This window comes from Streptomyces sp. 2P-4 (assembly GCF_030167965.1).
GTDB lineage: Bacteria > Actinomycetota > Actinomycetes > Streptomycetales > Streptomycetaceae > Streptomyces > Streptomyces globosus_A.
On sequence record NZ_CP095011.1, the window covers coordinates 4,646,721 to 4,659,242 of the forward strand.

The window sequence follows — 12,522 nt, forward strand, 5'->3', positions numbered from 1 at the left end:
CGGGCGGTCAGCCGTACGCCAGCCCGTGCCCCAGCGGGTAGCGGCCCGGCACCGGCACGGGCAGCCGGCCCGCCGGCCGCGCCGCACCGGTGACCACCCGGGCCGCCGCCCGCATCTCCACATCCGACCAGGTGTACGTGGCCAGCTCCGCCGCACAGGGCGGCAGCCGGGCCGGGTCGTAGGGGTTGCGGAGCGCCACGACGGCCACCGGCACCCCGGTGGCCAGCAGGTCCGCCACCAGCTTCCGCTGCGGACTGTCCCCCTCCGGCACGTTGTACGTGCACACCAGTACCGCGGCGTTCCCCGGTGCCGCCGCCACCGCCCGGGCCGGCGGCACCGCCGTCGCCCGGCACCCCAGCGCCGCCAGCTCCCGCGCCAGCACCGCCGTCGGAGGGCCCGTCGTGGCACTGGGCGAGGCGGGGTCGGTGCCCGTCACCAGCACCGCGGGCGCCGCCGAGGCGTCCAGCGGCAGCAGCCCCACCGGATTGGCCAGCAGCGTCGTCGTCCCCGCCGCGATCTCGTCGGCGGCCGCCAGGTGCGCCGCCTTCCCCACCACCGCGGCCGTCTGCCCGGCCGAGGTCTGCGGCCGGTCGAACAGGCCCCGGCGCGCCTTCAGTTCGAGGATCCGCAGCACCGACTCGGCGATCCGCGTCTGCGTCAGCTCGCCCGACTCCACCGCCTGTACCACGCTGCGGAACGCCAGCCCCAGGTCCGGCGGGTTCAGCAGCTGGTCGCAGCCCGCCTTCAGCGCCAGCACCGGCACCCGGTCGTCCCCGTACTTCTGCCGGACTCCCGCCATGTCCAGGGCGTCGGTGACCACCACGCCCCGGAAGCCGAGCCGCTCGCGCAGCATGCCCGTCACGATCGGCCGCGACAGCGTCGCCGGATCCCCCGACGGGTCGAGCGCCGGGAAGACGATGTGCGCCGTCATCACCGCGTCCACGCCCGCCTCCACCGCCGCCCGGAACGGCGGCTCGTCCCACTCCTCCCACTGCGCCCGGGTGTGCCGCATCACCGGCAGGCCGACGTGGCTGTCGGTCTCCGTGTCGCCGTGCCCGGGGAAGTGCTTGGCCGTCGCCGCGATCCCCGCGCCCTGGTAGCCGCGGACCTGCGCCGCGACGAGCGCGGCCACCGCCTGCGGGTCGGAGCCGAAGGACCGCACCCCGATCACCGGGTTCGCCGGGTTGGTGTTCACGTCCGCCACCGGCGCGTAGTCCTGCCCGATCCCCATCGCGGCGAGCTCGGTGCCGGCGATGCGCGCCGCCCGGCGCGCCTCCGCCGCGGCAGGGGTCCGGCCGGTGCGGGCCCCCAGGGCCATCGCCCCCGGGAACAGCGTCGCCGGCTTGCCGATACGGGCCACCGCCCCGTGCTCCTGGTCCACCGAGAGCAGCAGCGGGATGCCCGCCCCCGTGCCGGCGGCGGCCTGCTGGAGGCCCGCGGCCAGCTCGGCGACCTGCTGCGGGCTGCGGGTGTTGTGCGCCCAGGAGAACAGGACGACGCCGCCGAGGTGGTAGCGGGAGACCAGCTCGGCCGCGGTGCGGACCCCGAACAGCTCCTGGTTCTTCGCCGCGTCCGCCGCATCGGGGCCGGTCGCGGAGTGCCCGTAGGCGCGCGAGACGAACAGCTGGCCGACCTGCTCGGTCAGGCTCATCCCGGCGACGGCCCGCCGCAGCGCGGCCAGGTCGGGGGAGGGGCCGGGGGCGCGGTCGCCGGGGCGGGCGTCGGCTCCGCGGGCAGCCCCGCCCGCGGAGCCGGAGCCCGTCGGGGAGTCGCGTACGGCGTACGCGGCCGCCCCGGCGGCAGTGGCGGCTGCGGCCACGGCGGCCGCGGTGAGCAGGGACCGGCGTGAAGTGGGGTGCGGCACGCGCCGGACCCTACTGCGGGCCCGTGCCCCCGCCGCCGAGGACACGGCCGGGGTCCCCCGGACGGGGCCCGGGCACGGGGCCTTCCCGAGCGGCATCCGCCTGCGCGGCATCCGCTTGCGCGGTGTCCGCCTGCGCTGCCCAGTGGTCCCGGAGCGTCCGCACCGCCTCGGTGATCGCCGGGCGGCGGGCGGCGCCGGTGCGCCACAGGGCGTACAGGCGGCGTACCGGACCCGGCTCCAGCGGCACCGCCACCGCCCCCGGCGGCAGCGGGCCGGTGCCGAGGCGGGGGACGACGGCCACCCCGAGCCCGGCGGCGACGAGCGCGACGATCGTGTGGTTCTCCTCCGCCACGTGCGCGACGTCCGGCTCGAAGCCGGCCGTGCGCAGCGTCCGCACCAGCCAGTCGTGGCAGACGCGGCCGGGCGGCTGGCACACCCACCGCTGACCGCCGAGGTCGGCTCGGCGGACGGCGGCCCGCCGTGTGAAGGGGTGGCCCTCGGGCACGACCAGGTCGCAGCGGTCGTGCCCGATCAGCGCCTGCTCGACGCCGTCCGGGGCGGGCAGCGGCGCGACGTCCCAGTCGTGGGCCACGGCCAGGTCCGTCACACCGCGGGCCACCAGGTCCACCGACAGGTGCGGGTCGACCTCCGTGAGGCGTACGTCGAGCCCGGGGTGGCGGCGGGCCAGTTCGGCGAGCACGCCCGGCAGCAGCCCGCGCGCCGCCGACGCGAACGCGGCGACGGCCAGCAGCCCGCCCGGCTGCCCCCGGCGCTCCTCCAGGGTGGTCTCCGCGCGCTCCACGATCGCCAGCAGCTCGCGCGCCGTGTCGGCCAGGTGCCAGGCCTCCTCGGTCAGCGCGACGCCGCGCCCGCGCCGCTCCAACAGGGTGGTCCTGGTCTCCCGTTCGAGTTTCGCGATCTGCTGGGACACCGCGGAGGGCGTGTAGCCGAGGGCGGCCGCCGCGCCGGCGACCGAGCCGTGGACGGAGACGGCGTGCAGGGCGCGCAGCCGGGAGAGGTCGAGCATGCCGACCATCGTAGGCAGGGCGCCCGGGCCGCCGCCCCGCCCGCGGATTCGTCACGGATGCTTCATCCATCGCGGAAGAGATCGTTGCTGGTGCTTCACGGTCGCCGCGCCGATGCTCAAGGCATGCGTCCCGCACACACCGCCCTCGCGGTCCTCGTCGCCGCGGTCTGGGGCTTCAACTTCGTCGTCATCGAGATCGGGCTCGGGCAGTTCCCGCCGCTGCTGCTGTCCGCCCTGCGCTTCCTCGCCGCGGCCCTGCCCGCGGTCTTCTTCGTGGGGCGGCCCAAGGTCGCCTGGAAGTGGGTGCTGGGCGTCGGGGCGGCGCTCGGCATCGCGAAGTTCGGGCTCCTCTTCACGGGCATGGCCGCCGGGATGCCGGCCGGGCTCTCCTCCCTCGTCCTGCAGGCGCAGGCCGTCTTCACCGCCGCCCTGGCGGGCGCCGTGCTGCGCGAGCGGCCCGGGAGGGTCCGGCTTGCCGGGATGGCCGTCGCGCTCGGCGGGATCGCGCTGGCCGCCGCCGACCAGGGGGCGTCCGGGCCGGTGCTCGGCTTCACGCTGGTCGTCGCGGCCGCCGCCTGCTGGGGCGTCTCGAACGTGCTGACCCGCAAGGCGGCCCCGCCCGACGCGCTGAACTTCATGGTCTGGGTGTGCACCGTGCCGGTGCTGCCGCTGCTTGCGCTGTCGCTGCTGCTGGAGGGGCCCGAGCGGGACCTGGCCGCGCTGCGGGCCCTGGACTGGTCCGGGATCGCCGTCATCGGGTACGTCGCCTGGGTGTCGACCGTGTTCGGCTTCGGGGCCTGGGGGTACCTGCTGCGGCGCTACCCGGCCTCCTCCGTCGCCCCGTTCTCGCTGCTCGTGCCGGTGTTCGGGATGTCCTCGGCGGCGCTGGTACTCGGCGAGGAGGTCACCGGGCCGCGCCTGCTCGCGGCGCTGCTGCTGATCGGCGGGGTCGCGCTGACCTCGCTCGCCCCGGGCAAGGGAATCGCAAAGTCCGCCGCGGGTGTGCAACCCCCGGCGGGCCGGGCGGGTCGTATGGTGCGTCGGCACTTCCGGGGAGGGATCCGGGGGGATCGGGGAGTACCGGCGAGGAGGGGGTGACCGCGAGGGGGTCCGGCCGCGAGGCCGGGCCCTTTTCCGGTTCGGTGCACTTCTCCCGGTTCCGGGGCCGCTGTCCACAGGGCCGCCGGAGTGTCACGGGCGGACGGTAACGTCGTGCCATGGCAACCAACGGGGCGGCACAACTCGCAGTGGTCGAGGGGGTGCTGGAGCGCATCACGTATGCGAACGAGGAGAACGGCTACACCGTCGCCCGTGTCGACACCGGCCGCGGCAGCGGGGACCTGCTGACCGTCGTCGGCTCCCTGCTCGGTGCGCAGCCCGGCGAATCGCTGCGCATGGAGGGCCGCTGGGGCTCGCACCCCCAGTACGGCCGCCAGTTCACGGTCGAGAACTACCGGACCGTGCTGCCCGCGACCGTCCAGGGCATCCGCCGCTACCTCGGCTCCGGCCTCATCAAGGGGATCGGCCCGCGGATCGCCGACCGCATCGTCGAGCACTTCGGGACCGACACCCTCGACGTGATCGAGGCCGACCCGGGGCGGCTGGCGGAGGTGCCGGGCCTCGGGCCCAAGCGGACCAGGATGATCGGCGCCGCCTGGGAGGAGCAGAAGGCCATCAAGGAGGTCATGGTCTTCCTCCAGGGCGTCGGCGTCTCCACCTCCCTCGCGGTCCGCATCTACAAGAAGTACGGCGACGCCTCCATCTCGGTGGTCCGCAACCAGCCCTACCGGCTCGCCGCCGACGTCTGGGGCATCGGCTTCCTGACCGCCGACCGGATCGCCCAGGCCGTCGGCATCCCGCACGACAGCCCCGAGCGGGTCAAGGCCGGCCTGCAGTACGTGCTGTCGCAGTCCGCCGACCAGGGGCACTGCTTCCTGCCCGAGGAGCGGCTCATCGCCGACGGCGTCACCATGCTCCAGGTGGACACCGGCCTCGTCATCGACTGCCTGGCCGAGCTTGCCGCCGACCCGGAGGGCGTCGTACGCGAGTCCGTGCCCGATCCGGACGGGGGGCCGCCGGTCACCGCCGTGTACCTGGTGCCCTTCCACCGCGCCGAGCTGTCGCTCGTGGGCCAGGTGCGGCGGCTGCTCAACGCCGAGGACGACCGGATGCAGTCCTTCCAGGACGTGGACTGGGAGCGGGCGCTGGGCTGGCTCGCCGGGCGCACCGGCGCCGAACTGGCCCCCGAGCAGCGCGACGCCGTGCGGCTCGCCCTCACCCGGAAGGTGGCCGTCCTGACCGGCGGGCCCGGCTGTGGCAAGTCGTTCACCGTCCGCTCCATCGTGGAGCTGGCCCGCGCGAGGAAGGCCAGGGTCGTCCTCGCCGCGCCGACCGGGCGGGCCGCGAAGCGGCTGTCCGAGCTGACCGGCGCCGAGGCCTCCACCGTGCACCGGCTGCTGGAGCTCAAGCCCGGCGGGGACGCGGCGTACGACCGGGACCGCCCGCTGGACGCCGACCTGGTCGTCGTCGACGAGGCCTCCATGCTGGACCTGCTGCTGGCGAACAAGCTGGTCAAGGCCGTGGCGCCGGGTGCCCACCTGCTGCTCGTGGGCGATGTGGACCAGCTGCCCTCGGTCGGCGCGGGGGAGGTGCTGCGCGACCTCCTCGCGGACGGCGGCCCCGTCCCCGCGGTGCGCCTCACCCGGATCTTCCGGCAGGCGCAGCAGTCCGGGGTCGTCACCAACGCCCACCGGATCAACACCGGCCTGCCCCCGCTGACCGACGGCCTGCCCGACTTCTTCCTCTTCCCCGAGGAGGACACCGAGGAGGCGGGCCGCCTCACCGTCGACGTCGCTGCGCGGCGGATCCCCGCCCGCTTCGGCCTCGACCCGCGCCGCGACATCCAGGTCCTCGCGCCCAAGCACGGCGGGCCGGCCGGGGCGGGCCACCTCAACGGGCTGCTCCAGCAGGCCATCACCCCGGCCCGGCCGGACCTCGCGGAGAAGCGGTTCGGCGGCCGGGTCTTCCGCGTGGGGGACAAGGTCACCCAGATCAGGAACAATTACGACAAAGGTGCGAACGGCGTCTTCAACGGAACCGTCGGCGTGGTGACCGCCCTCGACGCGGTCGAGCAGCGGCTGACGGTCCGGACCGAGGAGGACGAGGAGGTGGGCTACGACTTCGCGGAACTGGACGAACTGGCCCATGCGTACGCCGTCACCATCCACCGCTCCCAGGGCAGCGAGTACCCGGCGGTCGTGATCCCCGTCACCACCGGCGCTTGGAGGATGCTCCAGCGGAACCTTCTCTACACCGCGGTGACCAGGGCCAAGAAGCTGGTGGTGCTGGTGGGGTCGCGCAAGGCCCTCGCCCAGGCGGTGCGTACGGTTTCCGCAGGCAGGAGGTTCACGGCGGTCGCCCCTAGGCTGTCCGGCCGCATACCGGTGGGAAACACCGCCTAGGGTTTCCGCTTTCGGCGCGGAAGGGGCAGGATAAGAAGGTTGACGGCACTCAGTGCCGTCGAAACTGCCTTACGCCGACCCCGAGTGCACTCTCCTGCGCCAGATGGGGGAAGGTAGAGGAAGTCAGGGCACCTCGAAGAAGAGGCACTACGTCGGTGAGGGATGACGTGAGCGACAACTCTGTAGTACTCCGGTATGCGGACGGTGAATACACCTACCCGGTGGTCGAGAGCACCGTCGGCGACCAGGGCTTCGACATCGCGAAGCTGAGGGCCCAGACGGGGCTCGTCACCTTGGACAGCGGCTACGGCAACACCGCCGCCTACAAGTCCGCGATCACCTACCTGGACGGCGAGCAGGGCATCCTGCGCTACCGGGGCTACCCGATCGAGCAGCTGGCGGAGCGCTCGACCTTCATCGAGGTCGCGTACCTGCTGATCAACGGCGAGCTGCCGACCGTCGACCAGCTCGCGTCGTTCCGCAACGAGATCACCCAGCACACCCTGCTGCACGAGGACGTCAAGCGGTTCTACGACGGCTTCCCGCGCGACGCGCACCCGATGGCCATGCTGTCGTCCGTCGTCAGCGCGCTGTCGACGTTCTACCAGGACAGCCACAACCCGTTCGACGACAAGCAGCGGCACATCTCCACGATCCGCCTGCTGGCCAAGCTCCCGACGATCGCGGCGTACGCGTACAAGAAGTCGGTCGGCCACCCGGTCGTCTACCCGCGCAACGACCTCGGCTACGTCGAGAACTTCCTGCGCATGACGTTCTCCGTGCCGGCGCAGGAGTACGAGCTCGACCCGGTCGTCGTCTCCGCGCTCGACAAGCTGCTGATCCTGCACGCGGACCACGAGCAGAACTGCTCCACCTCCACCGTCCGCCTGGTCGGCTCCTCGCAGGCGAACATGTTCGCCTCGATCTCCGCCGGCATCTCGGCCCTGTGGGGCCCGCTGCACGGCGGCGCCAACCAGTCCGTGCTGGAGATGCTGGAGGGCATCCAGGCCAACGGCGGCGACGTCGACTCCTTCATCCGCAAGGTGAAGAACAAGGAGGACGGCGTCCGCCTGATGGGCTTCGGCCACCGGGTGTACAAGAGCTTCGACCCCCGCGCGAAGATCATCAAGGCTGCGGCGCACGACGTCCTGTCGGCTCTCGGAAAGTCGGACGAGCTGCTCGACATCGCCCTCAAGCTGGAGGAGCACGCGCTCTCCGACGAGTACTTCGTCTCGCGCAACCTCTACCCGAACGTGGACTTCTACACGGGCCTCATCTACCGCGCGATGGGCTTCCCGACCGAGATGTTCACCGTGCTCTTCGCGCTCGGCCGCCTCCCCGGCTGGATCGCCCAGTGGCACGAGATGATCAAGGAGCCGGGTTCCCGCATCGGCCGCCCGCGCCAGATCTACACCGGCGTCGTCGAGCGCGACTTCGTCCCGGTCGAGGCCCGCTGACGCAGGGCCGCAGTACGCGAAAAGCGCCCCGCCGTCGATCCCCCCACGGGTCGACGGACGGGGCGCTTTCCCTTGCCCCGGCCGAGGATTCCCCCCACGGGATCCGGGCCGGGTGTCGGCGAGGAGCGCACACGGGGTGCGCTCCGGTCGGGTTCTGCCGGGACCCGTACGGGTCGGGGGGGCCGCTCAAAGCACCCCGTCGGGCACGCGTCCCGGCCGGCCGGTGCCGCGGACGTCCCCCAAGACATCCGTGAACGTCCCCCAAGACGCTCCTGGCACCGACCCATTAGACCCACTGACCGGGCCGATGGTTACGCTCCTGTCGCTGTGATCTGCGTCTCCTGTGAAGGAAGTGTGCACAGTGTGGGGAGAGCAACCGCTAGCGGAAGGATCGCAGCCGCAGGCTGTTCGTGACCACGAAAACCGAGGAAAAGGCCATCGCAGCCCCTGCGATCATGGGATTGAGCAGTCCGGCCGCCGCGAGCGGCAGGGCCGCCAGGTTGTAGCCGAACGCCCAGAACAGGTTTCCCTTGATCGTGGCGAGGGTGCGCCGGGAGAGCCGGATCGCGTCCGCCGCGACGCGCAGGTCGCCGCGGACCAGCGTCAGGTCGCCCGCCTCGATCGCGGCGTCCGTGCCCGTCCCCATGGCGAGGCCCAGGTCGGCGCGGGCGAGGGCCGCGGCGTCGTTGACCCCGTCCCCGACCATGGCCACCGTCCTTCCCTCGGACTGCAGGCGCCGCACCACGTCCACCTTGTCCTGCGGCAGCACCTCGGCGATCACCTCGTCGATGCCCACCTCGCGGGCCACCGCCTCGGCGACGGCCCGGTTGTCGCCGGTCAGCAGCACCGGCGTGAGGCCGAGCGCCCGCAGCCGGGACACCGCCTCGGCGCTGGTCTCCTTGACGGCGTCCGCGACGGTCAGCACGCCGCGCACGGCACCGTCCCAGGCGACCAGCACGGCGGTGGACCCCTCGGCCTCCGCGGCCTCCTTGGCCTGCGCGGGCCCCTCGGGGAGGACGACCGACCTCCCGGCGAGGAGCTGCTCGCGCCCGACCAGCACCTCGCGGCCCTCCACCACGCCGCGGACGCCGAGCCCGGCGAGGCTCTCGAAGGACTCCGGCACCGGCAGCGGGCCCCGCTCGGCGGCGCCCGAGGCGATGGCCCGGGCGATCGGGTGCTCCGAGGCGTGCTCCAGTGCTCCGGCGAGGCGCAGCAGCTCCGCGCCGTCCGTCCCGGGCGCGGGGTGCACGCCGGAGAGGGCCATGCGGCCGGTCGTGACCGTTCCGGTCTTGTCCAGGACGACGGTGTCGACGCGGCGGGTGGACTCCAGCACCTCCGGCCCCTTGATCAGGATGCCGAGCTGGGCGCCGCGCCCGGTGCCGACCATCAGCGCGGTCGGCGTGGCCAGGCCCAGCGCGCAGGGGCAGGCGATGATCAGGACGGCGACGGCGGCCGTGAAGGCGGCGGTGGGGTCGTCGGTGGCGAGCAGCCAGCCGACCCAGGTGCCGAGCGCGAGGAGCAGGACGACGGGAACGAACACGGCGGAGATCCGGTCTGCGAGCCGCTGCACCTCGGCCTTGCCGTTCTGAGCCTCCTCGACGAGGCGGGCCATGCGGGCCAGCTGGGTGTCGGAGCCGACGCGGACGGCCTCGACGACGAGGCGGCCTGAGGTGTTCACGGTCGCGCCGGTGACGGTGTCCCCGACGGAGACCTCGACCGGGACGGACTCGCCGGTCAGCATCGAGGCGTCGACGGCGGACTCGCCCTCGACGACCGTCCCGTCCGTGGCGATCTTCTCGCCGGGGCGGACGGCGAAGCGGTCGCCGGGCCGCAGCGAGGCGACGGGGACCCGCACCTCGCGGCCGTCGCGCAGGACCGCGACGTCCTTCGCGCCGAGCTCCATCAGCGCCCTGAGCGCGGCGCCGGCCTTCCGCTTGGAGCGGGCCTCCAGGTAGCGGCCGAGCAGGATGAAGGTGACGACGCCGGCGGCGACCTCCAGGTAGATCGCGGAGGAGCCGTCGGTGCGGGAGACGGTGAAGTCGAAGCCGTGCCGCATGCCCGGCATGCCGGCGTGCCCGAAGAACAGCGCCCACAGGGACCAGGCGAAGGCGGCGAGGGTGCCGACCGAGACGAGGGTGTCCATGGTCGCCGCGCCGTGCCGGGCGTTGGCCCAGGCGGCCTTGTGGAAGGGCAGGGCGCCCCAGACGACGACGGGGGCGGCGAGCGTGAGCGAGAGCCACTGCCAGTTGTCGAACTGCAGGGCGGGCGCCATCGCCAGCAGGACCACCGGCAGGGACAGCGCGGCGGAGACGAGCAGCCGGGAGCGCAGCGCGGCCGTCGCCGGGTCGGGCGCCTCCTGCGCAGCCTCCGCTTCCGGGCCGTCGGCGGGGGCGGCCGCGGGGGCGGGGGCCGGCGGGGGCGGCTCCTCGGCGGTGTAGCCGGTCCGCACGACCGTCGCGATCAGGTCGGCGACCTCGGTGCCGGCGCCGTAGGAGATCCGGGCCTTCTCGGTGGCGTAGTTCACCGTGGCGGTGACGCCGTCCATCCGGTTCAGCTTCTTCTCGATGCGGGCCGCGCAGGAGGCGCAGGTCATCCCGCCGATCGCCAGTTCGACCTCGGCGGCGGGCGGGGGCGATGCGGCGGCCGGGGCCTGCGGGGGCCCGTCGTGCACCGTGCTGCGGCTCGTGCTCATGCTCATGATCCGGCTCCAAAAGGGACGGCCGGGCCGTACGGGGCCGGTATCAGCCGGCGGTACGGCCCGGGTCGGGTGCTGCGGGAGGGGCGCCGGGCCCCGGCTGCTCAGGCCTGGCCGGCGAACTCGTAGCCGGCCTCGTCCACGGCGGCCCGGACGTCCTCCTCCGCGAGCGGCGCCTCGGAGACCACGGTGACCTCCCCGGTGGCGGCGACGGCCTTGACCGAGGCCACGCCCGGCAGGGCGGACAGCTCGGCGGTCACGGCGCCCTCGCAGTGGCCGCAGGTCATGCCGGTCACGCGGTAGACGGTGGTGGTGCGGGTGTCCGTCTCGGCGGTCATGTCGTTCTCCTCTTCAAGGGTGCGTCCAGCTGCTGCCGCAGGGGCGGTCGCGCGCGGTCGTGCTCCGCGGTCCCTCCGACGCTTCGAGACTATACCCCTAGGGGGTATTAGGCGAGCGGTGGAGGGTCGTTTCCGCGCGCCGCGGGCAGGACGGTGCGGGCGGCGGGCATGCGGACGGCCCGGACGCGCGGGGCGCCGGGCCGTGCGTACGCCTCCGGGCGGCGCGTCAGGAGCCGCCGCGGGAGCGGTTCCCCGGACGGCGCGCCGCCCACGCGCGGATCGCGTCCGCACGCCAGTAGGGCCTGCCGCCCTGTACCAGGTCCGGAGCGGGCAGCAGCCCGTGCTTGCGGTACGAGCGCACCGAATCCGGCTGCACCCCGATGTGGGCGGCGATCTCCTTGTAGGACCACAGCGGTCCGTCGCTCATCGACGACACCTCCTCGTCCACGCGCCGGGCCGGCCGGGAGGCAGGCGGGGGATCCGGCGCATGGCCTCGAACGATCAATCCGGTGCTTCCCGGGGGCGGGCGGCTCCTGACGCTGGGTGCCCGTCTGTTGACGTTCGGTGACAGGGAAGCCGCGTAATGCGGAAGGCCGTGACACGGCGGCGACAGCGGTGACGCCGCCGGGACACGGTTCTCCCGCCGCGGCGGGCGGCCCGTCAGCGGTACAGGGGCGGCCGCTCCGCCAGCTCCACCGCGGTCCGCACCCCGCTGCGCGCCGCGGCCACCGCCGCCTCGACGACGGCCGCCGCCGCGTAGCCGTCCCACGCGTCCGGCCCCGCCACCCCGCCGCGCGCCGCCGCGGCCACCCACCGGCGCAGCTGCCGGTCGTACGCGTCGGCGAAGCGCACCGTGAAGTCCTGCGGGATCGCGCCCGCCCGCAGCCCGGCCCGGCGCACCTCCAGCGCCTGCGGCTCCCCGAGGGACGCGCTGCCCGACTCGCCGACCGCCTCGCAGCGCACCTCGTAGCCGAACCCGCAGTTCACGAACACCTCCACGTCCACCAGCGCGCCGCCGGAGGTCTCCATCAGCACGAAGCGGGGATCGCCCAGCCCCTCCGGGGCCAGCGAGGACGGTGCGGGAGCGAACACCGACACCGCGGTCACCTCCTGACCCAGCAGCCAGCGCGCCGCGTCGACCTCGTGCACCGCGGAGTCGCCCAGCAGCATGTCCGCCGTGAAGAACGGCGGCGAGGCCGCATTGCGGTGCCGGCAGTGCAGGAACAGCGGGCGGCCGATCCCGCCCCCGTCCAGCAGCTCCTTGAGCTGCCTGTACTCCGCGTCGTGCCGCCGCATGAACCCCACCTGCACCAGCCGCCGCCCCAGCCGCTGCTCGGCCTCCAGCACGCGCAGCGCCCCCGCCGCGTCCGGCGCCAGCGGCTTCTCGCACAGGACGGGGAGCCCCCGCTCCAGCGCGTAACCGACCGCCTCCTCGTGGGCGGCCGCCGGCGAGGCGATCAGCACGGCCCCCACGCCGGGCGCGGCCACCGCAGCCGCCGGGTCGGTGAGCGCGTACGCGCCGTCCAGGCCGGCGGCCACCTCCTTCGCGCGCTCCACGTCCGGGTCGGCGACGGCCACCACGCGTGCCCCGCCGACCGTCCGCCCGATGCGCCGGGCGTGGTCGGCGCCCATCCTGCCCGCCCCGATGACGGCGATGCCGAGCGTGCTCATGTCGTCGTG

9 protein-coding genes are annotated in these 12,522 nt (G+C 74.2%); 3 read left to right on the forward strand and 6 right to left on the reverse strand.

Going from position 1 to position 12,522, the window contains the following annotated elements:
- Positions 1–7: 7 nt before the first annotated feature.
- Positions 8–1,864, reverse strand: coding sequence for a glycoside hydrolase family 3 protein (locus tag MUK52_RS20535; RefSeq protein ID WP_284578936.1), 1,857 nt, complete (start codon positions 1,862–1,864; stop codon positions 8–10).
- Positions 1,865–1,874: 10 nt separating this feature from the next.
- Entirely contained in the window at positions 1,875–2,891 is a 1,017-nt protein-coding gene (locus MUK52_RS20540) for a LysR family transcriptional regulator (RefSeq protein WP_246042690.1), read from the reverse strand.
- Between the two features lie 123 nt (positions 2,892–3,014).
- On the opposite strand from MUK52_RS20540, the gene MUK52_RS20545 reads away from it, so the two are divergent.
- From MUK52_RS20545 to MUK52_RS20555, 3 genes are all read left to right on the forward strand, one after another.
- Positions 3,015–3,989 carry an EamA family transporter gene (locus MUK52_RS20545; RefSeq protein ID WP_114057633.1) on the forward strand — a complete coding sequence of 325 codons (975 nt, stop codon included), beginning with the start codon at positions 3,015–3,017 and terminating at the stop codon, positions 3,987–3,989.
- Between the two features lie 119 nt (positions 3,990–4,108).
- Positions 4,109–6,352, forward strand: coding sequence for an SF1B family DNA helicase RecD2 (gene recD2 / locus MUK52_RS20550; protein ID WP_114057632.1), 2,244 nt, complete (start codon positions 4,109–4,111; stop codon positions 6,350–6,352).
- 167 nt (positions 6,353–6,519) lie between these two features.
- Positions 6,520–7,809 carry a citrate synthase gene (locus MUK52_RS20555; protein ID WP_114057631.1) on the forward strand — a complete coding sequence of 430 codons (1,290 nt, stop codon included), beginning with the start codon at positions 6,520–6,522 and terminating at the stop codon, positions 7,807–7,809.
- 379 nt (positions 7,810–8,188) lie between these two features.
- Here the strand turns inward: MUK52_RS20555 and MUK52_RS20560 are convergent, their stop codons facing one another.
- The 4 genes from MUK52_RS20560 to MUK52_RS20575 form a co-directional block, all read right to left on the reverse strand.
- Positions 8,189–10,507, reverse strand: a complete 2,319-nt coding sequence (locus MUK52_RS20560) for a heavy metal translocating P-type ATPase (RefSeq protein WP_284578945.1) — start codon at positions 10,505–10,507, stop codon at positions 8,189–8,191.
- Positions 10,508–10,608: 101 nt separating this feature from the next.
- Entirely contained in the window at positions 10,609–10,842 is a 234-nt protein-coding gene (locus tag MUK52_RS20565; protein ID WP_114057630.1) for a heavy-metal-associated domain-containing protein, read from the reverse strand.
- A 226-nt stretch (positions 10,843–11,068) separates the two neighbouring features.
- Positions 11,069–11,269 (reverse strand): helix-turn-helix transcriptional regulator, encoded by a 201-nt coding sequence (locus MUK52_RS20570; RefSeq protein WP_114057629.1) that lies wholly within the window; start codon positions 11,267–11,269, stop codon positions 11,069–11,071.
- A 233-nt stretch (positions 11,270–11,502) separates the two neighbouring features.
- Positions 11,503–12,513 (reverse strand): Gfo/Idh/MocA family protein, encoded by a 1,011-nt coding sequence (locus tag MUK52_RS20575; RefSeq protein WP_114057628.1) that lies wholly within the window; start codon positions 12,511–12,513, stop codon positions 11,503–11,505.
- Positions 12,514–12,522 lie beyond the last annotated feature (9 nt).